This is a genomic window from Curtobacterium sp. MCPF17_051 (assembly GCF_003234595.1).
GTDB classification, from domain to species: Bacteria; Actinomycetota; Actinomycetes; order Actinomycetales; family Microbacteriaceae; genus Curtobacterium; species Curtobacterium flaccumfaciens.
In genome coordinates, this window is sequence record NZ_QKSE01000004.1 from 1 (window position 1) to 21,979 (window position 21,979).

Annotated in this window: 19 protein-coding genes; 1 reads left to right on the forward strand and 18 read right to left on the reverse strand. The window is 70.1% G+C overall.

What is annotated here, in order from left to right; all coding sequences use genetic code 11:
• The 17 genes from DEJ35_RS03840 to DEJ35_RS03920 form a co-directional block, all read right to left on the reverse strand.
• On the reverse strand, nucleotides 1-5,850 hold a 5,850-nt coding region (locus DEJ35_RS03840), incomplete at its 3' end, for an Ig-like domain-containing protein (protein ID WP_146244742.1).
• Nucleotides 5,847-7,259: a serine/threonine-protein kinase gene (locus DEJ35_RS03845; protein WP_110859006.1), complete on the reverse strand. Its 1,413-nt coding sequence runs from the start codon at nucleotides 7,257-7,259 to the stop codon at nucleotides 5,847-5,849. The genes DEJ35_RS03845 and DEJ35_RS03840, both read right to left, overlap by 4 nt.
• Nucleotides 7,260-7,389: 130 nt before the next feature.
• Nucleotides 7,390-8,211, reverse strand: a complete 822-nt coding sequence (locus tag DEJ35_RS03850; RefSeq protein WP_017885739.1) for a PP2C family serine/threonine-protein phosphatase — start codon at nucleotides 8,209-8,211, stop codon at nucleotides 7,390-7,392.
• A 3-nt stretch (nucleotides 8,212-8,214) separates the two neighbouring features.
• The gene (locus DEJ35_RS03855; RefSeq protein ID WP_111192091.1) at nucleotides 8,215-9,000 is read right to left on the reverse strand and encodes an FHA domain-containing protein; all 786 of its coding nucleotides are present in this window, start codon (nucleotides 8,998-9,000) and stop codon (nucleotides 8,215-8,217) included.
• Nucleotides 9,001-9,055: 55 nt separating this feature from the next.
• Nucleotides 9,056-9,613, reverse strand: coding sequence for a hypothetical protein (locus DEJ35_RS03860; protein ID WP_111192092.1), 558 nt, complete (start codon nucleotides 9,611-9,613; stop codon nucleotides 9,056-9,058).
• A 107-nt stretch (nucleotides 9,614-9,720) separates the two neighbouring features.
• The gene (locus DEJ35_RS03865) at nucleotides 9,721-10,491 is read right to left on the reverse strand and encodes a peroxide stress protein YaaA (protein WP_309147146.1); all 771 of its coding nucleotides are present in this window, start codon (nucleotides 10,489-10,491) and stop codon (nucleotides 9,721-9,723) included.
• Nucleotides 10,488-10,751, reverse strand: coding sequence for a F0F1 ATP synthase subunit epsilon (locus tag DEJ35_RS03870; protein WP_027465776.1), 264 nt, complete (start codon nucleotides 10,749-10,751; stop codon nucleotides 10,488-10,490). The genes DEJ35_RS03865 and DEJ35_RS03870 overlap by 4 nt, the downstream gene beginning before the upstream one ends.
• A 1-nt stretch (nucleotide 10,752) precedes the next feature.
• A complete protein-coding gene (gene atpD / locus DEJ35_RS03875; RefSeq protein ID WP_017885744.1) occupies nucleotides 10,753-12,207 on the reverse strand; it encodes a F0F1 ATP synthase subunit beta in 1,455 nt (484 codons plus the stop codon).
• Between the two features lie 47 nt (nucleotides 12,208-12,254).
• Nucleotides 12,255-13,157: a F0F1 ATP synthase subunit gamma gene (locus tag DEJ35_RS03880; protein WP_027465777.1), complete on the reverse strand. Its 903-nt coding sequence runs from the start codon at nucleotides 13,155-13,157 to the stop codon at nucleotides 12,255-12,257.
• The gene (gene atpA / locus DEJ35_RS03885; protein WP_110859011.1) at nucleotides 13,158-14,786 is read right to left on the reverse strand and encodes a F0F1 ATP synthase subunit alpha; all 1,629 of its coding nucleotides are present in this window, start codon (nucleotides 14,784-14,786) and stop codon (nucleotides 13,158-13,160) included. It abuts the gene before it with no gap.
• A gap of 108 nt (nucleotides 14,787-14,894) precedes the next feature.
• The gene (locus DEJ35_RS03890; RefSeq protein ID WP_027465779.1) at nucleotides 14,895-15,689 is read right to left on the reverse strand and encodes a F0F1 ATP synthase subunit delta; all 795 of its coding nucleotides are present in this window, start codon (nucleotides 15,687-15,689) and stop codon (nucleotides 14,895-14,897) included.
• A 2-nt stretch (nucleotides 15,690-15,691) separates the two neighbouring features.
• The gene (locus DEJ35_RS03895; RefSeq protein WP_110859012.1) at nucleotides 15,692-16,246 is read right to left on the reverse strand and encodes a F0F1 ATP synthase subunit B; all 555 of its coding nucleotides are present in this window, start codon (nucleotides 16,244-16,246) and stop codon (nucleotides 15,692-15,694) included.
• A gap of 9 nt (nucleotides 16,247-16,255) precedes the next feature.
• Nucleotides 16,256-16,492: an ATP synthase F0 subunit C gene (atpE, locus tag DEJ35_RS03900; RefSeq protein ID WP_027465781.1), complete on the reverse strand. Its 237-nt coding sequence runs from the start codon at nucleotides 16,490-16,492 to the stop codon at nucleotides 16,256-16,258.
• 61 nt (nucleotides 16,493-16,553) lie between these two features.
• On the reverse strand, nucleotides 16,554-17,414 hold the full coding sequence (gene atpB, locus DEJ35_RS03905; protein WP_027465782.1) for a F0F1 ATP synthase subunit A: 861 nt from the start codon (nucleotides 17,412-17,414) through the stop codon (nucleotides 16,554-16,556).
• Between the two features lie 107 nt (nucleotides 17,415-17,521).
• Entirely contained in the window at nucleotides 17,522-18,013 is a 492-nt protein-coding gene (locus DEJ35_RS03910) for a hypothetical protein (protein WP_258369795.1), read from the reverse strand.
• A complete protein-coding gene (locus tag DEJ35_RS03915; protein WP_027465783.1) occupies nucleotides 18,010-19,236 on the reverse strand; it encodes an MraY family glycosyltransferase in 1,227 nt (408 codons plus the stop codon). The genes DEJ35_RS03910 and DEJ35_RS03915 overlap by 4 nt, the downstream gene beginning before the upstream one ends.
• On the reverse strand, nucleotides 19,233-19,907 hold the full coding sequence (locus tag DEJ35_RS03920) for an L-threonylcarbamoyladenylate synthase (protein ID WP_110859013.1): 675 nt from the start codon (nucleotides 19,905-19,907) through the stop codon (nucleotides 19,233-19,235). Before DEJ35_RS03920 ends, DEJ35_RS03915 begins: the two co-directional genes overlap by 4 nt.
• A gap of 25 nt (nucleotides 19,908-19,932) precedes the next feature.
• Between DEJ35_RS03920 and DEJ35_RS03925 the strand changes: the two genes are divergently transcribed.
• Nucleotides 19,933-20,598 carry an HAD family phosphatase gene (locus DEJ35_RS03925; protein ID WP_110859014.1) on the forward strand — a complete coding sequence of 222 codons (666 nt, stop codon included), beginning with the start codon at nucleotides 19,933-19,935 and terminating at the stop codon, nucleotides 20,596-20,598.
• A 495-nt stretch (nucleotides 20,599-21,093) separates the two neighbouring features.
• Here the strand turns inward: DEJ35_RS03925 and prmC are convergent, their stop codons facing one another.
• On the reverse strand, nucleotides 21,094-21,969 hold the full coding sequence (gene prmC, locus DEJ35_RS03930; protein WP_111024548.1) for a peptide chain release factor N(5)-glutamine methyltransferase: 876 nt from the start codon (nucleotides 21,967-21,969) through the stop codon (nucleotides 21,094-21,096).
• Between the last annotated feature and the right edge of the window lie 10 nt (nucleotides 21,970-21,979).

Below are 21,979 nucleotides of genomic sequence, written 5' to 3' on the forward strand. Positions count from 1 at the left end.
GCCGGGGGCTGGTTCCGGGGCGGGCTGCTCGGGAGCAGGGGCCGCGTCCGACTCGTACGTCCAGGTGTCCGTCTGCCCGGCGATCTGCACCTCGATGGTCACGGTGGTGGTCCGGAGCGGTGAGAGGGCAGATGTCGGCACGACCGAGTTCGTCGTGTACGCCACGTCCTGATCGTCGCTCCCACGACCGTCGAAGCGCACGGTGTACGTGGGGGTGGCGCGACCGTTCGAGGGATCCTGGACGTTGAGGGCCGTGCCCTCGACGGGTCGCTGCACGATCGGCTTGGTGATGATCGGGGTCGCGGAGTCGGATTCCGAAGACGCGGGACCGCAGTAGTCGTAGTTATTGCTCGGTCCGCGGCAGCCCTGCACCTCGATCGAGACCGCCGTCCCGTAACCCAGTGCTGCCGTGGGCCCGGAAGGTGCGTCCTGCCATCCACCACCGTTGTAGCGAACACGGTAGTGATCAGCGCGTCCGGACTTCACGCCGTACCCCTCTGCGACCAGCTGGTAGACGCCGTTGTCCCGGTCGGTCTTCACCACACGGATCGAGGGTGTGGTGGCCTGGCCAGGACGCTCGTAGCTCGTCACGGATGTCGTCGCTCGGCTGACGCTGCAGAACCCGTAGGTGTTGGACGCCACGACGACGTAACTGGTCGTGCTGCCGTCCGCAGCGTTGCCGTCACGGAGTGTCCCGCCTCCGGGGCCCGTGCTGTCGACCTGCTGACCGCCGCCGATCGGACCGCAGGTGACCTGGCCCCCGACCCGGACGAGCGCGTACGACTGGATCGGCGCACCTTGACCGTCGGACTTGGAGTAGTCGACGCTGACGACCGTGCGACCGGAGGAGGCATCGACGTTCGGATCCCCCGCGGAGACGGCTGTCGGCACGCCGACCGCGCTCCCGGTGGCGGACGCGGAGTTCCACTGCACGACGGTGCCGTTGCGGTCGGCGGCGTTGCGGGCCGACACGGTGACCGTGTACTGGGCGGCACTCTGGGCTCCGGTGAACGAGGTGCTCGTGGCGGTGCCGGTGTTGCGCGTGTCGGACAACCCCGGACCCTCGATCGTCACGACGTAGTTGTCGACCGCGCTGCCGTTGTTCGGCGCGGACACCTTGCCCCACTTGACGTCGAGCTGGTTCGGCGTCGACTTGCTGGGCGTGACCGTGATGCCCTTCGGCGGTGCCGGCACGAAGTCCGCACTCATCGGACCCGAGCGGGCCGAGGGCTTCGAGTCACCGATCGCGTTGGTCGCCACGACCTGGAACCGGTAGGACTCCTTCGGGTCGAGGCCGGTGACCGTGCACACCGTCGCGGTCCCGCAGTTCTTCGAGACGCCGTTGGTCCCGACGACGCGGTAGCCCGTGATGGGCGAGTTGTTGCCCTGCGGGGTCGCCCACGTCAGCGTGGCCTGGCCACCGTCGTAGGAGCCGGTCCGGGTGGGCGCACCCGGCGCGTCCGGAACGTCCTGCACCGAGATCGTGACGTCGCCCCAGACGTACCGGGCGGGGTCGTTCGTGGCGTCCGCCACCTGGTACTGCAGGTGCGCGTCGCCGGGCTTCGCGGTTCCGGCGACCGCAACCTGCAGACGCGAGCGATCACCGCTCGGTGTGACGGTGACACCCTTCGGGAGTCCGCCGGACAGACCGCGGATGTTCACGACGCGCAGCCGCTCGCCCGGGAACGGGTTGGTCGGCTGGTCGTTCGTCAGGACGTCGATGGTGGTGGTCGCCCCGCGCTTCGTCACCGAGCGGTCGGCGCCCGGCTGGACCACCGGCCGGGTGGAGGCGACGACGCCGACGGTGACTGTGCCGGCGCGACCGGCGTTCGCGTCGTCCGCGACACCGATCCCGATCGACGCGGTGGTGTTCTTCTTCGCGGTGTCAGCAAGCGAGATGGTGAGCTGCTGCTTCGCGATCGACGCGGTCGTCCCGGCGGCGGGCCGGCCGACGATCGAGTACCGGAGCTCCGGCAGGTCCTTCGGGTACGGGTAGTCGGTGAGCTTCGTCAGGTCGATCTTCCGCGTCTCGCCCGGCTGCATCTCGATCGAGGAGCCCGCGAACGCCGGCGGCTGGTTCGACCGGGGCGTGACCGTGATCGGGAGCACGAGGGTGGCGACGCGGCCCTTGCCGCCGTTCGCCGACGACCCGTCGGTGACCTCGAACGAGATCGACGCCTTGCCGTAGTAGAGCTTCGACGACGTGAACTGCAGCGTCGACGAGTCGACCACCAGGGTCTGCCCGTTCGCGTGGGTGGCCTTGACCGTGCCGCGGTCGGTGATCTTCGCGGTCTGGCCGTTCGCCGTCACGACGAAGTCCTGCAGCGGGATGCGAACCGTGGCCTCGCTCTTCACCGTGACCGCGCCGGCGCTGCGGTTGATCTGGGGCAGGGCGTCGTCGAAGCCCGGCACGTTGATGAAGCCGTAGGAGACGATGTCCGGGTGGTCGAGCCGGGCGACCGAGAACGGGATCACCTGCGAATCGTCGGTCAACCGAACGGTGATGCGGCCGTCGTCGGTGGGCGTCGCCGTGTCGCCGTAGCCGGGGACGACCCCGACCCGGAGGTCGGCCGCGGTGCCCTCGGCGAAGAAGACGTTGTCGAGCACGTCGACGGTCACGCTCTGCCGGCGCAGGATGTCCTGCAGGTCGAGGGTCGTGTCGTCGACCTCGGGCCGGAGGGGCTGGGCGTCCGGGTCGACGGTCACCGTGAGGAACGCCGTGCTCGATCCCCCGCTGCTGTTCGCGACGGTGTAGAGCACCGCGAAGTCACCACGCTTCGCCGACTTCGGCGGCGTGACGCGGATCTGCTGCTTCCGGAGGATCTTCGCGGAGACGTCCTCGGCCGTCGGCTGGGCCTGCGCGACGGTCAGCTGCCCACCCTCGGGGTCGGAGTCGTTCTGCAGGACACGCACCGTCACCGACCCACCGGGACGGATCGTGACGTGGTCGGCCTCGGCCACGGGGTTCGAGGCCTGCTCGGCGCGGGGTGCGATGCCCACCCGCACGGTGCCGGTCGCACGGGCACCGAGGGCGTCCACGACCGTGTAGGTGAACTCGTCGGTACCTGCCGAGTAGTCGCCGGCCTCGTAGGTCAGTGCGTCCGAGGCCACGTCGGCGACCGATCCCTTGTCGGGGTTGGAGCCCACGCCGACGAGCTGGACGGAGTCGCCGTCCGGGTCGATCCCGTTCAACGGCACGCTGATCCGCACCGACGACCCGGCGACCACGCGCGCGGTGACGGTCTGCGGGACCGGTGGGTTGTTGGTCGCGGCGTCACGCTCGCGCACCGAGATCGACACGGCGGCATCGGCGTACTGGCCGTCCGGGCCGGCGACCCGGTAGACGGCGGTGTAGTTGCCCGGCGTCTTCGGGGCGAGGTAGCGCAGGTGGTCACCGGAGACGAACAGCAGGCCGCCGTCGCCCGGCACGTTCTGCACCAGCTCGGGCTGGAGCGTCAACGGTTCGCCCTCGGGCTGGGTGTCGTTGCCGAGCACGTCGATGTTCGCGACGTCGCCGACGCGCACGGTGGCGGTGTCCGGCTGGGCGACCGGAGGCTGGATGCGGTCGGGCTTCGGGATCTCGACGACGGTGATCGTGCCTGGGGACGACGCCAACCCGTTCGTCTCCGTGTACCCGAACGACACCGGACCGTCGAGCGGCGCCGTGAGCGTCACACGGACCGTGTGCTGGTCGAGGATGCTCGCCTGCACGCCGCTGCCCCGCGCGGGTCCGTCGAGCGCCGTCACGAGCAGCACGCCGCCCGCCGGGTCGATGTCGGTGGCGGTCACGTCCGTGTCCTTGGTGGACAGCGTGTTGACGAACACCGTCTTCGGCGTGGTGATCGGCGCCGTCGAGGCGTCCGGTGGCGCGAGGACGGTCACGCGGACGATCCCGCTCGACGTCTTCACGCCGTCGGTCACCGTGTACTCGAGCTGGTGGTCGCCCGCCCGCTCCCCCTGCACCCGGAAGGTCCCGGCGTCGTAGCTCGGGGTGACGGTGAGCCCGGACGCCGACGACACGCTCGTCAGCGTCACGGTGCCGTTGCCACCACGGACGTGGTCGAGCGGCTCGACCGTGAAGGCCTTGCCGGCGTACCCGGACACGGGGAACGGATCGGCACGCAGCGGGACGGTGCCCTGCTTGGCCACGCGCACCGTCACGGCACCCCGGCCGTCGGCGCGTCCGTCGCTCACGACCAGCTGCACCGACCGCTCACCGGTCCGGCCGCTGTCGTTCCGGAAGTCGAGCAGGCCGTCCGGTGTGGTGGACGCCCGGTCGCCGTTCGACGCGGTCGCCGACTCCAGGTACACCGGGTCGCCGTCCGGGTCGACCCAGTCGCCGAGGACGTCCGAGACGACGTGCCCGTTCTGGACGACGTCAGCCGAGGTGTCACGGACCTGCCGCGGCGCCTCGTTCTGACTGTCGGGGCGCACGCTGATCCGGACGGTCGCTGTGTCCGATCCGCCGTTGCCGTCGGTGATCGTGTACGGGAACGTCACGGTCCCGGAGGCGCGCGACGACAGCGTGACCTGCAGGCGTTGGCCGTCGCCGACGATCGCGACGCGGCCGGCGGCCTTCGAGATGGTGCCGACCTCGCTCACGATGATCGGGTCACCGTTCGGGTCGTAGTCGTTCAGCAGGACCGGGAGGCTCGTGGTGCGTCCCGGACGAGCGCCCAGTTCGTCGTCCACCGCCACCGGCGGCTTCTGGTCCTTGTCGACCTCGGGGTCGTCGTCGGAGACCTGCTCCTGCTGCTGCTCGTCGTCCTGCTTGATCAGGTCGGCCCAGTTGTCGATGAGCTGGCCACTCCGGTCGATCGCCCAGGAACGGCCGCTCGTCGGGTCGTTGGCGACGACGGTGTCGCCGTTGTGCAGGATCTGCAGTTCGCTCGCGCCGCCGGTGCTCGCCAGGCGCTGCAACGCGCTGCCGTCACACGTGTCGATCGCCTGTCCGCCCGCCCACGCCGCGTACGTGCAGGACCCGTCGACGTAGGGCCGCGCGGGTCGCCCGGACACCTGGAGCGCGGTGGCGTCCACGGTGCCGGAGGCGCTGACGCGGACCAGGCCCGCCGTGCCCGCGACCGTGACCTCGGCCGCGCTGTCGGAGGACCGCTGGAGGGCCGGCGACGACCCCACCCGGTCGCCGAGCTCGACCGTGCGGCCGTCGACCGACAGGGCACCGCTCGTGCGGTCGAGCACGGCGAGGTGCCCGTCGAACGTGGCGACCTGGAAGTCGTCGCCCCGGTCCATGTCGACCTTCCACCGTTCGGAGACGGTGAGTGTCGCGCCGACGTCGACCAGCGACGCCGTCCCGGTCTTCGCGGAGTAGACCGCGACGTGGCCGTCGGAGGCGTCGAAGACGGTGTCGGCGCCCAGGGTCAGGTCGGCCTTGGCCGACGCGTCGAACTCGCCGAGGTCGCTCGTGGGGGTCGCCCAGAGTTCGCCCGTGTCCGCGTTGCCGATGACCGCGGTGTCGCCCGCGAAGAAGACCTGCGGCGTCCCCGCCGGCAGCGTGATCGCATCACCCACCGTGGCGTCGGCGACGTCGACGCGGGCGACCGTGCCCTTGGTCTCGTCGACGCTGTAGACGGTGGAGCCGCGCTGCAGCACCGACAGGTCGTCGCTGGCCGTCTCGACCGCGGTGTTGAGCTGCAGGATGCCGGTGTTCGCCCGGCCGACCGCGCCGTACTCGGCCGAGGGGACCCAGACGGTGCCGTCGCCGAGGTCGACGCGTTGGGTGTGGTACCCGGTGGAGACGATCGCCGTGGTCGCGACGACGGCGGCGACGAGCACCGAGGCACCCGTGGTCACGGCAGCGGAGCGGTGCTTCGCGAGGAGGGCGCGGATCACCCGGCGCTCCCGATCGTCGCGCACTTCTGCGCGCTCGCGGCACCTGTCCTGCCGTCGCGGTTCACCGCGACGGCGATGCACTCCTCGTCGCCGCGTTCACCGGAGACGACGAACGTCGTGCCGGTCTGCTGGCTCGAGGACCCGTTGGACGAGATGACGTACGTGTCGCCGCTGCGCAGCCCGGGGTCGGTCCAGCTGAAGGACACGAACTGCGGCGACGGCTCGGCACGGACCTCGGCCACGACCGGGATGGCCCCGGCGCCGAGCCGACCGACGACGACGACCGTGGCGATCGCGAGGGCGGCGACCACGACGACGGCGAGGGACGTCGCCCACACCAGGGTCGAACGGGTCCGGCGCCGCGAACGGGTCACGGACCCGGTGCGGTGCACGGTGCCGACGCTGTGCGAACCGCCGGCCACGACCCCGCCCTGCACCGCGCGGCGGGTGCGACGACGCCCGCCGACCCGGGTGGGTGGCTGCAGCTCACGGATCACGGTGCGGTCACCGTGCGGGGTCGGCGTCGAGATCGCCCAGGCCTCGACCGCGACGTCGGCGGTCGTCTGCGGGATGCCGAGTTCGGCCTCGACCTGCTGGAACCCGCGCACGAGTTCGATCACCGTCGCGGGGCGTCCCTGCGGCTTGCGGGACAGCGCCGAGGCGAGCAGGCGCTCCAGCGAGGGCGGCACGTCGGTGCGACCGGTGGGCTTCACGCCGCCCTTGTCGATCCGGTGCATCAGGTCGTTCGCGCCGTTCTTGCCGCCGCGGACCTCGAACGGGCTGCGCCCGGCGAGGAGCGAGTACACCGTCGCCGCGAGGGAGTACACCTCGGACTGGATCGTGCCGCGCGACTCGTCGATCAGGACCTCGGGCGCAGACCACGGGATCGACATGCCGATCGGCTCGTCCGGGTCGGTGCCCCCGATCGTCGCGGCGATGCCGAAGTCGGAGAGCACGGGGTTGCCGTAGGCCGTCAGCAGGATGTTCGACGGCTTGATGTCGCGGTGCAGCACGCCCTCACGGTGTGCGGTCTCGAGCGCCGACCCGATGCGGATGCCGATCGACAGCACCTCGGACACGGGGATCGGTTCGCGACGGTACCGCTCGCTGAGGGACGAGGAGCAGAGCTCCATGACCAGGTAGGGACGGCCGTCAGCCGCGACGCTGGCCTGGAAGACGGTGAGGATCGACGGGTGGGTGCTGAGCCGGGCCATCAGGTTGGCCTCGGCCTGGAACATCTGCCGGACGCGGTCGTCGACGACCTCGTCCAGCAGCACCTTCACCGCGACCTGTCGTCGGGGCATGTCCTGCTCGTAGAGAAAGACGTCGGCGAAGCCACCGGACCCGAGGACGTGGACGGGGCTGAAACCGCCGATCACGGGCGGGGTGGACGGCAGGCGTCTCGCCATGGTCCTCTCCTCCCCCGGCCGAGCGGCCAGCTCTCTCGACGTGGCCATGTCATTGTACGAAGCGTGGGTGACGGACATTCCGCACGTCGATCCCCCACAGCTCGACGTGTTCCCCCAGTTCGGGGGCCAGCTAGTGCCGCGGCAGCGTGTCCTCGAGGTCGCCGTCGTCCGGTGCGGCATCGACCTGCAGCACCACCACGGTGACGTTGTCACGACCGCCGGCCACGACGGCGTCGCCCACCAGGCGTTCCGCCAGGTCCTGCGCGCCTGGCTCACGTGCCGCGATGCGCGCGATCCCGGCGTCGCCGAGCTCCTTGGTCAGCCCGTCGGAGCACACGATGTAGCGATCGCCGGCCCGCAGGGGCAGGGTCCACCAGTCCGGCGCCGGCGGTTCGCCGAAGCCGACCGCACGCGTGATGACGTTGCTGTCCGGGTGCTGCTCGGCGTCCTCGGCGCGCAGCAGGCCGGCGTCCACCATCTCCTGCACCACCGAGTGGTCGACGGTGACGCGGCGGAGCACGCCGTCCTCGATGCGGTAGGTGCGGGAGTCACCGACGTTGAACACGAGCGCCGCGGGCTGCCCGAGCGACGCCACGAGCGCGATCCCGGTGACGGTGGTGCCCGCGCCGATGGCGTTGCCGCCGGCTGCACGCTCGATGTCGGCGGTCGCGAGGAGCAGTGCGCGCTGGATGCCCTGGCGCGTGGTGAACGGCTCGGCCGTCACCTGTTCGAGCCGACGCACGACCGCGTCGCTGGCGCGGTCGCCCGCGAGGTGTCCGCCCATGCCGTCGGCGACGACGAAGAACGGCGCCCCCACGATGTAGCTGTCCTCGTTGTGGTCACGCCGTCGACCGACGTCGGTCGCGGCTCCCCACGAGAGCGTCAGGGTGGCGCCGTCGGCACCGGGGACGTCGATGGCGTGCGCAGTGGCTGCTCGGCCGAGTTCGGTCACGTGTCAGGATCGCTCTCTGGTGGGTCGGGGCGTGCCGTGTGCTGTCTGATCGGAGGGCCACGGGGGAACCGGAGGCAGCCCCTCTGCCGTCGGTGCGACCCGGAGGTACGGCGAGAGGACCTCGATGGCGTTGCCGTCACCGATCTCGACTACCGTACCCGTCAGCGCGACGATCGACGCACCCGACGCCATGCGGTAGGCGGGCGCACCGGCCGGGCGGACGACGGTGCCGTTCGTCGACCGGAGGTCCTGCACGACGACGGCTTCGCCCTCGGCGTGGATCCGGACGTGGGACGACGACACCTGCCCGGACGCGGACCGCACGGTCACGAGTTCGGGCTGCGGACCACGGGTGACCCGGGGCAGCGACGGCCGGCGGCCGATGACCACCGGGTGGTCGAGCCGGAAGGTGCGGCCGTCGATGCGGATCGAGGGCACGCGTGTCGCGGGTGCGGCGGGTACCGACGGGACGGCCGGGAGGCCCGGGGCAGCACCCACGAACGGGTTCGCTCCGGCGCCGGGTCGCGCCGGCACCCGGACGACGGTGTCCTCCGGATCGACGTCGTCCCCCGCTGTCGGTGGCTGGCCGGGTGCGCCGAGCGCGGGCCGGATGACCGTGTCACCGAGGACCCCGTCGTCGGATCCGGGGTCGGAGTCCGGACCGGCGCCGGGGACGACGGGACCTGAGCCGCGGATGACGGTGTCGTCGACGGCGTCCGCCGTCCGGTCGCCCGCCGCCGATAGTCGGGGTCGCCGGATGACGGTGTCCTCGATGTCGTCGTCGCGCAACCGGAGCCCTCCCAGTGTGGTCTCCCCCACCGTAGACGATCCGGTCGACCCCACGTCATCGACGCTCCCACGACGGGCCGCTGCCCGCGACGACCGAGCGCAGGACGAGCCCCGCGAGCGGATCGTCCGCGCGGGTCTCGAGGGCGTACCGGGCACGCGTCTCCGCCCGGGCCCACGACCCGAGCGCCCACGCACACCAGGCTCCGAGCGACAGGGCACCGGCGGCACCCGACGATCCGTCGAACGGGCCGTCCTGCGCCCGCCACACCCGCCACGCGTCGGCACACCGGTCACCGGCGAGCCGCACGCGGCCCCGATCGGGAGCCGGGCCGAAACCGTGGAGCGCCGGCGGGGTCGGGTCGGCGAAGGGGTCGAACACCCGGATCGACCGGGGGTCCGGAGCGCCCTGCGCCGCGATGAACGGCACCAGGGCCATGCGGGGCGCGAGTGCGCCGCACGCCGTCACCACGGCCGTCGCAGCGGCCTTCGACAGTTCCGCGCGGCCGGGCGCGACGAGCGCGGCCGCTGCGGCTGGGAGGGTGACCGCCGCGGCGATCTCGCGAGGGAAACGGACTGCGGAGCCGGGGCCGGACTGTGCCGTGAGGGGGATCATGCACGCCATCGAAGCGTGCTGCGGGCCTCCAGGCAGGGGCGCCGCGGCCAGCTGTGGACCGGAGCAGCCCCGCCCACGCCTGTGGAGGACGAGTCGGCGGAAGCCGCTCAGGCGGCGACGGGCTCCAGGCTCTCGGCGACCAGGTCCCAGCCGCCCTCGTTGCGTTCGACGGCCACGCCGTTCGCGGCCGCCCAGCCGACCAGGTCGTCCATGCTGCCGATGCTCGCACCGGTGCGGGCGAGCAACGCCACCAGGCGGCCCTTCGCGGTCTTGTTCCAGTGGTTCAGTGCACGACGACGACCGGAGCCGTCGACACTCACCACCCGTGGTGCCACCGCTCCGGACACGGGACCGAGCTGCCGGTACCCCTCGGATCGAAGGTCGAGCACCAGGCCGTCCGCACGGGTCAGCAGGGAACGGGTCGACACCGCGGGCCAATGCGCTGCCAGTCGGATCGAACCGAGCCGCGAGTCGTGCGACAGCCGGTAGGCCGGGATCGGGTCACCGGCACCGATCGGGCCGAACATCGCGGACTGCACGATCACGTGCTCCGCCCACCACCCACGGGTCGCCGCGTCCGCGTCCTGCGCACCCAAGGGGTCGTAGAGGACCCCCGTGTACCGCTCGATCGCGGGCATGGTGCCCGAGGTTTCGAGCTCGAGGTTCCGGAGCCGCTCGGCGATCGACTTCGGACCGAGCTTCAGCGCCGTCCTGGCCGAGGACTCCTCGGAACTGACGAAGCGGGCCGCGGTGATCACCGCGGCCCGCTCATCGGCCAGTTCCGGGAACGAGAGTGCACGCAGATCGAGCGTGCGGCTCGTGTCCCCGCCCTCCCGCTTCGTCTCCGAAGGCGGGAGCAGGACGGTCAGTCCGGTCAGGACGCCAGCGCGGCCTGCCGCGCGACGATCGTCACCGTGTCGTGCTCGACCGACAGGAAGCCGTCCTCGGCGTCGACCGCGACGGTCGACCCATCGGCCCGCGTGATGCGGACCTGACCCTGCGCCAGGATCGCGAGCATCGGCTCGTGTCCGGCGAGGATGCCGATCTGGCCCTCTGTCGTCCGTGCGACGACCATGGTGGTGTCGCCCGACCAGACCTCACGGTCGGCCGAGACGACGCTCACGCTGAGACCCGCCATGTCAGCGGTTCTCCTTCTGGATCTGAGCCCACTTCTCTTCCACGTCGTTGATGCCACCGACGTTGAAGAACGCCTGGGTCGCAACGTGGTCGAACTCACCGTCGGCGATGGCGCGGAAGGACTCGATGGTGTCCTTGAGCGGCACCGTGGAGCCCTCGACGCCCGTGAACTTCTTCGCCATGTAGGTGTTCTGCGAGAGGAACTGCTGGATACGACGAGCGCGCTCGACCGTGATCTTGTCCTCTTCGGAGAGCTCGTCGACACCGAGGATGGCGATGATCTCCTGCAGTTCCTTGTTCTTCTGGAGGATCTGCTTGACGCGCGTGGCCGTCTCGTAGTGGTCGGCACCCAGGTAGCGCGGGTCCATGATGCGCGACGTCGACGCCAGCGGGTCGATCGCGGGGTACAGACCCTGCGACGCGATCTCACGGGAGAGCTCGGTCGTCGCGTCGAGGTGCGCGAACGTGGTGGCCGGAGCCGGGTCGGTGTAGTCGTCAGCCGGCACGTAGATCGCCTGCAGCGAGGTGATCGAGTGACCACGCGTCGAGGTGATGCGCTCCTGGAGCACACCCATCTCGTCGGCGAGGTTGGGCTGGTAGCCCACAGCGGACGGCATGCGGCCGAGCAGCGTCGAGACCTCGGAGCCGGCCTGCGTGAAGCGGAAGATGTTGTCGATGAAGAGGAGCACGTCCTGCTTCTGGACATCGCGGAAGTACTCCGCCATCGTCAGCGCCGACAGGGCCACGCGGAGACGCGTTCCCGGCGGCTCGTCCATCTGGCCGAACACGAGGGCCGTCTTGTCGAAGACACCCGCCTCTTCCATCTCACCGATGAGGTCGTTGCCCTCACGGGTGCGCTCACCGACACCGGCGAACACCGACACACCGCCGTGGTCCTGCGCGACGCGCTGGATCATCTCCTGGATGAGGACGGTCTTGCCGACGCCCGCACCACCGAAGAGGCCGATCTTGCCACCCTGCACGTACGGGGTGAGCAGGTCGATGGACTTGATGCCGGTCTCGAACATCGAGGTCTTGGACTCGAGCTGGTCGAAGGCCGGGGCCTTGCGGTGGATCGGCCAGCGCTCGGTGATCTCGAGCTTCTCGTCCGTGTTGAGCACGTTGCCGAGGACGTCGAAGACCTTGCCCTTGGTGACGTCGCCGACGGGGACCGAGATCGGAGCGCCCGAGTCACGGACCTCCTGGCCACGGACCAGGCCGTCGGTCGGCTTCAGGGAGATGGCACGGACGAGGTCGTCGCCGAGGTGCTGCGCGACCTCGAGGCCGATCTCCTGCGACGAGTCACCGATGGTGATGGTCGTGAACAGGAGGTTGTACATCTCCGGGATTGCGTCGTGGGGGAACTCGATGTCGACGACGGGGCCCGTGACACGGGCGATCCGGCCGACACCGGGCGCCGACGACGTCTCGACCGCGGTGGTTGCGGTGTCGGTCATGGCTGGTGCCTTCCTGAGGGTGGGTATCTGTCCGCGAACGACGCGGACTACTTCTTCTTCGACGAGAGGGCGTCGGCGCCGCCGACGATCTCGGAGATCTGCTGGGTGATCTCCGCCTGACGCGCGTTGTTCGCGAGTCGGGTGAAGTCACGGATCAGCGAGTCGGCGTTGTCGCTGGCCGCCTTCATCGCCTTCTGACGCGCGGCGTGCTCGGAAGCAGCCGACTGCAGCATGGCGTTGAAGATGCGGCTCTCGATGTAGACCGGGAGCAGCGAGTCGAGCACCGCATCGGCGTCCGGCTCGAACTCGTAGAGCGGCAGGGGCTCGTTGCCCTCGGGCTCGTCGATGCCCTCGACGACCTCGAGGGGCAGCAGGCGAACGACCTGCGGCTCCTGGGTCGCCAGGCTGATGAACCGGTTGAACACGATGTGGATCTCGTCCACGCCGCCGTCAGCGGTGTCCTGGAGGAACTTCGCCACGACGGCGTCGCCGATCTCCTTGGCCGTCGAGAACTCCGGCTGGTCGGTGTTGCCGACCCACTGCTGCTCGGACGGACGCTCACGGAACGCGAAGTACCCGACGGACTTGCGGCCGACCAGGTAGTAGACGACGTCCTTGCCCTCGCTGCGGAGCAGGGAGGCGAGCTCCTCGCCCTGCTTGAGGACGTTCGTGCTGAACGCGCCGTTCAGGCCGCGGTCCGAGGTGAAGAGCACGACGGCTGCACGGGTCGACGACTCCGGCTCGGTGGTCAGCACGTGGTCGACGTTCGAGAACGTCGCCACGGCCGACACCGCACGCGTGACGGCCCGCGAGTACGGACCGGACGCAGCCATGCGGGCCTGCGCCTTCTGGATCCGCGACGCCGAGATCAGCTCCATGGCGCGGGTGACCTTCTTCGTGGTCTTCGCCGACTTGATCCGCTGGCGGTAGACCCGGACCTGCGCTGCCATCTAGCGACGACCCTTGACGATCTGCTCCTGGTCGACGTCCTCGGCGTCAGCCGCGTCGAACTGCTCGGAGCCGAGGGTCTTGCCGTCGCTCGTCTGGAAGCTCTTCGTGAACTCGTCGATCTGCTTGTCCATCTCGGCGACGGTCTCGTCGCTGAGCTGGTTCGTCTCGCGCAGGGTCGTGAGGACGTCGGAGTTGCGACGCAGGTGGTCGAGCAGTTCGGACTCGAAGCGGAGCACGTCCGGCACCGGGACGGTGTCGAGCTTGCCGTTCGTGCCCGCCCAGATCGAGACGACCTGCTCCTCGACCGGGTACGGCGAGTACTGCGGCTGCTTGAGGAGCTCGGTCAGACGCGCACCGCGCTCCAGCTGACGACGCGACGCCTGGTCGAGGTCGGACGCGAACATCGCGAACGCCTCGAGCGAGCGGTACTGCGCCAGCTCGAGCTTCAGCGTGCCGGAGACCTTCTTGATCGACTTCACCTGGGCGTCACCACCGACGCGGGACACCGAGATGCCCACGTCGACGGCCGGACGCTGGTTCGCGTTGAAGAGGTCCGACTGCAGGAAGATCTGGCCGTCGGTGATGGAGATGACGTTGGTCGGGATGTACGCCGAGACGTCGTTCGCCTTGGTCTCGATGATCGGGAGGCCCGTCATCGAACCGGCGCCGAGCTCGTCGGACAGCTTCGCGCAACGCTCCAGCAGACGGGAGTGCAGATAGAAGACGTCACCCGGGTAGGCCTCGCGGCCCGGCGGACGACGGAGGAGGAGCGACACCGCACGGTAGGCCTCGGCCTGCTTCGACAGGTCATCGAAGATGATGAGGACGTGCTTGCCCTGGTACATCCAGTGCTGGCCGATGGCCGAACCGGTGTACGGGGCGAGGTACTTGAAGCCGGCCGGGTCGGAAGCCGGGGCGGCGACGATGGTCGTGTACTCCATCGCACCGGCGTCCTCGAGCGCACCCTTGACGGAGGCGATCGTGGAGCCCTTCTGGCCGATGGCGACGTAGATGCAGCGGACCTGCTTCTCCTCGTCGCCGGACTCCCAGTTGGCCTTCTGGTTGATGATCGTGTCGATCGCGATGGCCGTCTTGCCGGTCTGGCGGTCGCCGATGATCAGCTGACGCTGACCACGGCCGACGGGGATCATCGCGTCGATGGCCTTGATGCCGGTCTGCAGGGGCTGGTGGACCGACTTGCGGGCCATGACGCCGGGGGCCTGGAGCTCGAGGGCACGACGGCCCTCTGCGGCGATCTCGCCGAGACCGTCGATCGGGGCGCCGAGCGGGTCGACGACGCGACCGAGGAAGGCGTCGCCGACGGGGGCGGAGAGGACCTCACCCGTGCGGGTGACCTCCATGCCCTCCTCGATGCCGCCGAACTCGCCGAGCACGATGGCGCCGATCTCGTCTTCGTCGAGGTTCTGCGCCAGGCCGAGCGTGCCGTCCTGGAAGCGGATGAGCTCGTTCGCCATGACGCCGGGGAGACCCTCGACGTGGGCGATGCCGTCACCGGCGTCGGTGACGTGCCCGACCTCGGCCGTGGAGGCCTTCGTCGGCTCGTAGTTCGAGACGAAGTCCTTCAGGGCATCACGGATCTCATCGGGGCTGATGGTGATGTCTGCCATGGGATTTTCCTTGTGGTTTTCCGGGGCCCTTCGGCTCCGAGAGGGTGACGCTGCCGGACTCGGCAGTTCCCGTTGTGGACTTGGGGAGGAGCGGCTTCGACCGTACGCCTAGCCGGCGAGCTGGAGCCGGAGCTCCGAGAGTCGCGTGGACACGGTGCCGTCGATGACGTCGCCGCCGATCTGCACCCGGACCCCGCCGACGACCGTGGGGTCGACGACCTGGTTGATGCTGATGTCCTTGCCGTACCGCTCGGACAGACCGCGCGTGACGCGGGCCGACTGGGCGGGGGTCAGTGGCGTCGCCGTGACGACGGTCGCGACGAGCTTGCCGGCCTGCTCGGCCACGATGCGTGAGGCGTCGCGGACGATCTCACCGATGCGGCGGCCGCGGGGCTGCTGCACCAGGGCCGACACGATCGTGATCGTCTGCTCCGATGCCTTGGCACCGAGGAGCCGCTCGACGAGCGCGCCCTTCTGCTCGGGGCTGCCGAGCTTGGTGCCGAGCGCCAGCTCGAGGCCGGCGTCCGAGCGGACCGCGGTCTCGAAGGCGAACAGCTCCGACTCGATCGACGAGTCCGGACCCGCGGTGGCAGCGACGGCGCGGATGCCCGCGTCCTCGATGCCCGCGAGCAGGTCCTGCTGCGAGGACCAGCGCGAGCCGGCCACCGCGGTCAGGACCGCACGCGTTGCGTCCGACTGTCCGGCGAAGACACGGTCGATGAGGACCTTCTTGCCGGCCGCGTCGGCCGTGGGGTCGGACAGCAGCCCGAGCAGCTGCGGCGCACCGGCGATCGCACGCCCGGAGGCGAGGATCTCGGCACCCGCGGCCAGGCCGGCGCTCGGACCGAGGTCCGACAGCACCGCCCTGGTGGACGCGAGTGCTTCTCTGGTAGCGCTGCGCATGCTCAGTGCTCCCCCGTCTTCGTGGCCTGCGAGGCCTCGAGGTCGGCGAGGAAGCGGTCGACCACTGCGGTCGACTTGGCGTCGTCCTTGAGGGACTCACCGATCACACCGGACGCGAGGTCCAGCGCGAGGGTGCCCACTTCGGACCGGAGTGCCTGGACGGCGCTCTGGCGCTCGGCCTCGATCTGCGCCTGGGCGTTGGCCGTGATGCGTGCTGCATCGGCGGCCGCCTGCTCGCGGACCTCGTTGCCGATCGCCGTGGCGTCGGCGCGGGCCTGCTCACGGATGCGCGATGCCTCGGCGCGTGCATCGGCGAGCTGCTTGTTGTACTCGTCGAGCGCAGCGGCAGCCTGCTCCTGAGCGGCCTCGGCCTTCTTGATGCCGCCCTCGATGGCCTCGGTGCGCTCATCGAGCATCTTCGTGATGCGCGGCGTGACGACACGCCACATCACCAGGAAGATGATGACGAAGGCGAGCGCCGACCACACGATGTCGTACACCGGCGGGATCAGCGGATTGTGCGCTTCCTCCGCCGCGATGATGAGTGCGTTCTGCATCGAGGAACCTTAGTTGGTGAAGATGAAGTACGTGGCGATACCGATGAAGGCCAGGGCCTCGGTGAAGGCGATACCGATGTACATGAGGGTCGTCAGGCGGCCCTGGAGCTCGGGCTGGCGAGCGACGGACTCGATCGTCTTACCGACGACGATGCCGACACCGATGGCCGGGCCGATCGCTGCGAGGCCGTAGCCAACCGTCGCGATGTTGCCGTTGATCTCCGCGAGAACGGTCGTTGCGTCCACGTGTTTTCCTTTCGAGGTGCGGGTCCGACGGTCGCCGGTCCCGTAGGGGGTCAGTGAGGAATCAGTGCTCGTCGGCCAGCGCCAGCTGGATGTAGACGGCGGTGAGGAGCATGAAGACGTAGGCCTGCAGCAGCGCGACGAGGACCTCGAAGAAGCTGAACGCGATGCCGAACGCGATGGTCCCGACGCCGAAGGCCTTGAAGCCGAGCGAAGCGTCGAAGAAGAAAAACTGCGTGGCCGAGAAGAACAGCACGAGGAGCAGGTGCCCCACGACCATGTTCATCAGGAGTCGCAGCGTCAGGGTGACGGGACGGAGCACGAAGGTGGAGACGAGCTCGATCGGCGTCACGATGATGTACAGCGGCCACGGAACCCCGGGCGGGAAGAGCGAGTTCTTGAGGAACGTGCCCGGGTGCTTGCGGAGACCGGCGTAGATGAAGGCGAGGTACGCGACGATCGCCAGGATCATCGGCATCGCGATGCGGCTGGTGCCGGCGAGGTTCATGCCCGGGATCAGACCGGTCAGGTTCATGAACAGCACGCCGAAGAAGATCGTCGCCAGGAGCGGCAGGAAACGCTTGCCGTCCTTCTCTCCGAGGTTGTCGAAGGTGTTGCGACGGACGACGTCGAACGCGTACTCGATGAACGCCTGACCGCGGTTCGGCACGAGCTTCAGTGCACGGGTACCCACGAACGCGAACACCAGGAGCACGGCGACGGCGAAGAAGCGGATGAGGACGACCCGATCGATCTCGAACGGCGTCCCGGCGAAGAAGATCGCATCCGGGAAGAACTCGTTGATCGACGGACCATGGAACTCGGCGGCCTTGCTGCTCCCCGCCGCGACGGTGTCAACCGCAGCGGAGAGGGACAGGGGAAGAGCGTGGGATAGCAGCGCTGTCTCCTGTGTCGGCGCGCGCACATCATGGCACGCGATGGTGGACGTTGTGGAGGCTCGCCCGCCCCGAGCGAAAGGCTCCGGTAGCGGACTCCGAGAAGCCTATCAGGTGCGAGAGGCTTCCCGGCTTCTCAGATGCGGGGGGCCGGGTTCCCAGGGTCCGCGGAGTCGTCGAGGCCGTCTCCTGGCAGCCGGACGCCGATCGGGATGCGGGCCTTCGCGACGGCGACGACGTCGATCACCAGGGAGCCGACGACCCCCGCGATGATCACGATCGCCAGCACCGGGAAGTCGACCCAGTCGCGGTCCTTGAGCAGGACCAGCAGCACGATGAAGACGATGAACTTGAGCAGCCAGGTCCCCATCACGATGCCGAAGAAGGCACCGGAGATCATCTGGCCCTTCGAGACGCGCAGCGCGACGAGGACACTGACCGCGGTGAGCCCGAGGAACACGACGCTCAGCACCGCGCCGAGCAGTCCCCCGACCAGTCCGGGGCCGTCCGCGACGAGGAACCCGATGAGCCCGCCGACCACCGCGAGGGCGACGGCGAGGACCGCTCCCCAGGTGATGATGCGGCGGAACACCGGCCGGACGTGGTCGAGCGCGTTCGGTGCGGTCACGTGATGTCTCCAGGGATCGTGCGGTCGTTGGCGGCCCGGTCGAGCGGGTCGAGGCTGGCGTCCACCACGGCGGCGGAACGGTTGGCGGTCTGGGCGGCGATCTCGGTGCGTTTCCGGCCGAGCGGCGCGAACGTCGCGACGGCGCAGACGGTGAAGCCGACAGACACGAAGACGACGACCCAGTACCAGTCCACGAAGAGGAACAGCAGGCACCCGAAGGCGACGGTCGCGGTCCACGCGTAGAAGATCAGCACCGCGTGGAAGTGCGAGTGCCCCATGTCGAGCAGGCGGTGGTGCAGGTGCTTCCGGTCGGCCGAGAACGGCGACTTGCCCGCGCTGAGCCGTCGGGTGACCGCGAGACCGAAGTCCAGGATCGGCACGATCAGGATCGCGAACGGCAGCAGGATCGGGATGAACGCCGGCAGCAGCGCCTGGCGTGTCTGCACCGCCGCCGGGTCGATGTTGCCCGTGACCGACACCGCGCTCGTGGCCATCAGGAACCCGACGAGCAGCGCGCCGGCGTCACCCATGAAGAGCTTGGCGGGGTGCCAGTTCAGGATGAGGAAGCCGAAACAGGCCCCGACGAGCACCGCGGTGAGCAGCGACGGCAGGTTGAAGAAGAACTCGGTCTGCACGACCACGCGGTTGATGAAGAACGTGTAGAGGAAGAAGACCCCGCCGGCGATGATCGCGACGCCGGCCACCAGGCCGTCGAGCCCGTCGATGAAGTTCACCGCGTTCATCACGAGCACCACCGCCAGCACGGTGAAGATCAGGCTCATGTACGACGAGCCGACGCCCAGCGTGTTGCCGATGGGCAGCGAGACGATCGCGACGCCCTGCCAGGCGAGGATGCCCGCCGCGATGATCTGCCCGGCGAGCTTCGTCATCCAGTCGAGGTCCCAGATGTCGTCCGCGACGCCGAGGACCACGATGATGGTCGCTCCCCCGAGCACCGCGAGCACGCGGCCGGGTTCGGAGAACACGAGCCGGAAGTAGTCGGTCCCCGCTATCGACGGGAACAGGAACCAGGCCGCGAGCAGCGAGACGATGACGCCGATGTACATCGCGATGCCGCCGAGCCGCGGCGTCGGGGTGCGGTGCACGTCCCGCTCGCGGACCTGCGGGTACCACTTGTACTTCAGCCCGAGCTTCCAGACGATCAGGCTCATCACGAAGCTCACGACCGCGGCGATGGCCCCGGCGAGCAGGTAGTACTTCATGTGACGAGGTCGGCTCCGACGACCCGGATGATCTCCTCGTCGGGGATCACCCCGTGCCGGACGATGCGGAGCTTGCCGCCGTCCGACAGCCCGGTGGCGTCGACGATGGTCGACCCGGTGCTGGCCTCGAAGCCGTCGTGCACCTCGACGGGTCCGCCGTCCAGGTAGATCGCGACGCTGTCACCGAGCATGCGCTCGGCGTCGTCGACGTCCATCGCGGCCGGGTCGCCCGTGGAGTTCGCGGACGAGACCGCGAGGGGCCCGACCTCCTGCAACAGCTCGAGGGCGATCCGCGAGTCCGGCATCCGCAGCGCGACCGTGCCACGCGTCTCGCCGAGGTCCCAGTCGAGCGACGGCTGTGCGTGCAGGATGACGGTCAGCCCGCCCGGCCAGAACTCGGCCACCAGGTCGCGCACCGGCTGCGGGACCTCGCTGGCGAGGGCGTCGAGCGTGGGCGGACCGGGGATGAGCACGGGCGGCGGCGACTGCCGCGTGCGGCCCTTCGCGTCGAGCAGCCGCTGCACGGCCGTCGCGCTGAAGGCGTCCGCGGCGAGGCCGTAGACGGTGTCGGTGGGGACCACGACGAGCTCTCCGCGTCCGAGGGCGGCACGTGCGAGCCGCATCCCGGTCAGGAGCCCGTCGGAGTCGGTGCAGTCGTATCGGGATGCCATGACTCGACGATGATAGTGCGACAGAATGGTGGACATCGTGAACGAGACGCCCGCACCCCCGCTCCTGTTCCTCTTCGACATGGACGACGTCCTGGTCCGGTACGACTGGCAGGTGCGCATGGCCGCACTCTCCGAGTTCACCGGACACGAGTTCCAGGAGCTCCGTCGCCGCTGGTGGGACTGCGGCCACGAGATGCGTGCCGAGGCCGGTGGGTTCGCCGACGGCGACGAGTACCTGGCCGCGTTCGAGCGTGCGATGGAGTGCGACGTCCCCGAGGCCGAATGGGCCCGGATCCGCGGCGCGGCCATGACCGAGCTGCCGGAACGCATCGAGGCGGTCCGGATCGCGAGCGAGCACGGGCGTGTCGGGCTGCTCACGAACAACGGTCCGCTCGCCGGCCGCTGGATCCACGAGTGGGCACCGTCCCTGCCCGAGGTCTTCGGCGAGCACCTGGACACGTCGAGCAACTTCGGTGCCCGGAAGCCCGAGCCCGAGGTCTTCCAGCGTGCGGTCGCGCACCACGGGGTCCCCGCGGAGCGCACGTTCTTCGCCGATGACATGCCCGAGAACGTGGCGGGCGCCCGGAGCGTCGGCATCCACGCGGTCCTGGTCGAGCACGACACCGACCTGCGCGAGCACGTCCGCGCCTTCGTCGCGGCACAGCAGCGCGAGGCCTCCCCCGTCGCGTAGCCCGCCACGCCCGCTCCTTCCCAGCGCGGTCGCGCTGGAAAGCAAGAACGGGCACACCTGGTCATCTCGAACAACCCGGTACGCCCGATCCCACCAGGTACGCCCGGATCCCCCCGGCACACGCACGCACGGCCGAGCGACGGGAGGCCCGCCCCACGCCCGCCACGCCCGCTCCTTCCCATCGCGGTCGCGCTGGAAAGCAAGAACGGGCACACCTGGTCATTCCGAACAGCCCGGTACGCCCGATCCCGCCCGGTACGCCCGGATCCCCCCGGCACACGCACGCACGGCCGAGCGACGGGAGGCCCGCCTCACGCCCGCCACGCCCGCTCCTTCCCATCGCGGTCGCGCTGGAAAGCAAGAACGGGCATACCTGGCCTTCTCGAACAGCCCGGTACGCCCGATCCCACCAGGTACGCCCGGATCCACCCGGCACGCGCGGATCCACCCGGCACACGCACGCGCGGCCGAGCGACGGGAGGCCCGCCCCCGCGCTCAGCGCGTCGCGGTGGTCGTGCGGTCGCGCCCCGTCAGGTCGACGTGCGTCTCCGGGGTGCGGAACCCCCGGCGCGCCAGGACCTGGCGGACGCCGGCGCCCTGCGGCTCGGCGTGCTCGACGACCAGGACTCCCCCGGGCACCAGCAACCGCCAGGCGGTCTCGGCGAGTGCCCGGACGGCGTCGAGGCCGTCCGGCCCGCCGTAGAGCGCCATCGCCGGGTCGTGGTCGCGGACCTCGGGGTCGATCGGGATCGCGTCGTCCGGCACGTACGGCGGGTTCGACACGACGACGGACACCGTGCCGTCGAGTTCCGGCAGTGCGTCGGCGAGGTCGCCCTCGACGAGTCGGACCGTCCCGCCGTGGGCGTCGACGTTGCGCCGGGTCCAGGGCAGGGCCTCTGCTGACCGTTCGACGGCGTAGACCACGGCGTTCGGCACCTCGGTGTCCATCGCGATCGCGATCGCACCGCTGCCGGAGCCCAGGTCCACGGCGATCGGCTCGGGGACCGCGGTCGCCCGCAGCGCGTCGATGCCGAACTGCACGACGCCCTCGGTCTCCGGACGGGGTACGAACACGCCCGGTCCGACGGCCAGGGTGAGCGCGCGGAAGTACGCCTGCCCGGTGATGTGCTGGAGCGGCTCACGGGTGGCCCGGCGGGCGACGGCGTGCCGGAAGCGCTCGACGTGCTCCGGCGCGATGCCGCCACCGATGAGCGCACGGGCCTGGACGGCACCGCGCGAGGTGTCGGTCGCCCACGCGAGCAGCAGCTCGGCGTCGACCCGGGGCGTGGGGACGCCGACGGCGACGAGCGCCGCGGTCGCCTGCTCGAGCAGGCGATCCGCGGCGTACGTGAGGGGCGTGTCGGCGGTGATCCGGGCCTCC